Here is a 1,460-nt window from a genome sequence, read left to right as displayed (position 1 = left end):
CTAGAGCGGGATGAAATTGTTGGGAGTCGTTGAGGATTCCCAAATCAGCGGGTTTATGATTCACCATTCATGCTGGGAAGGAGGCCAGCATGGATGGCACTATCGATGGATCTGCGAGAGCGCGTCGTGGCGGCGGTGAAGACAGAGGGAATGTCGCGGCGCGCAGCTGCGAAGCGTTTCGGGGTCAGCTACAGCGCTGCGATCGAGTGGGTGAAGCTCGATGAGGAAACCGGCAGCGTAGCACCGCGCAAAGTCGGTGGTTCCAAGCCGAAGAAGCTATCGGGGGCCTGGCGCGACTGGCTCATTGAGCGCTGCCGCAAGCAGGCCTTCACGCTGCGCGGGCTTGTCGCCGAGCTCGCCGAACGAGGGCTTGAGGTCGACTATCGCTCGGTCTGGGAGTTCGTCCACGCCGAGGGTCTGTCGTACAAAAAAAGACGTTGGTCGCGGCCGAGCAGGATCGCCCCGACGTAGCGCGCCGACGGGCGCAATGGCTGGCCTATCAGAACCGCATCGATCCTGCCCGCCTGGTGTTCATCGACGAAACCTGGACCAAGACCAACATGGCGCCACTCAGAGGCTGGGCGCCAGTTGGGCAGCGCATCAAGGCAAAGGTGCCGCACGGCCACTGGAAAACCATGACGTTCCTGGCCGCCTTGCGCCATGACGGCATCACCGCGCCATGGCTCATCGATGGGCCGATCAATGGCGAGCGCTTCCGCCTCTATATCGAGACCGTGCTGGTTCCGACCCTGAAGCCCGGCGACATCGTCGTCATGGACAATCTCGGCTCGCATAAGGGCAAGGCCGTGCGTCGCACCATTCGCAAGGCAGGGGCCAAGTTGATTCTCCTGCCCAAATACTCACCCGACCTCAATCCCATCGAACAGTTCTTCGCCAAGCTCAAACACTGGCTTCGAAAGGCGGCCAAACGGACGGCCGAGACCGTCTGCCAGGCGATCGGCGAAATCCTCAACCGGACGACACCCGCCGAGTGCTCAAACTACTTCGCCAATGCAGGATACGACCGGAGATGACTTCATCCCGCTCTAAGGCGGGCGCAGGCCCAGAGGTGAGGGACGCACCCGGCGCCACACCAGTCGATTGGGAGGATGATCAGGGCGGCGCAGGGCTTGGCCAGGCCGGTGCCGGCCTGTACAATCTTAGGGTGAATGCAGGGAAGGGAGCGCGCGATGCGGCTTGGTCGGGATCTCTGTCATTTGACGGTTTTGGCCTTCATCGCCGGACTGGCGCTTTGGCCGCATGCGGCATCGGCCGATCCCGTCACGCCCGCGCGCATCGCCGCCGCCTTGCCGAAGCTCGAAGCGCTGGCGCAAGCCGCCGTCGCCGATGGTGCCGTCCCCGGCCTTGCCATCGGCGTCGTGCATGACGACAAGGTGATCTTCCTCAAGGGTTTCGGGCATCGCGAAGCCGGCAGACCGGAGCCGGTCGACGCCGATGGC

At 63.2% G+C, this 1,460-nt stretch carries 2 protein-coding genes; both read left to right on the top strand.

Annotation, left to right across the window (positions count from 1 at the left end):
• Nucleotides 1-93: 93 nt before the first annotated feature.
• A protein-coding gene (locus EOA32_RS37120; RefSeq protein WP_095829759.1) for an IS630 family transposase occupies nucleotides 94-1,034 on the top strand; the annotation gives its coding sequence in 2 pieces (ribosomal slippage) (nucleotides 94-427 and nucleotides 427-1,034; 942 coding nt in all).
• Nucleotides 1,035-1,190: 156 nt separating this feature from the next.
• A partial coding sequence (locus EOA32_RS37115) for a serine hydrolase (RefSeq protein ID WP_145971514.1) occupies nucleotides 1,191-1,460 on the top strand: 270 nt, incomplete at its 3' end.

This window comes from Mesorhizobium sp. M1A.F.Ca.ET.072.01.1.1, from assembly GCF_004023325.1.
Taxonomy (GTDB): Bacteria; Pseudomonadota; Alphaproteobacteria; order Rhizobiales; family Rhizobiaceae; genus Mesorhizobium.
Note: the sequence above shows the minus strand (reverse complement) of the source record. Positions and strands in the feature narration are given on the sequence as shown.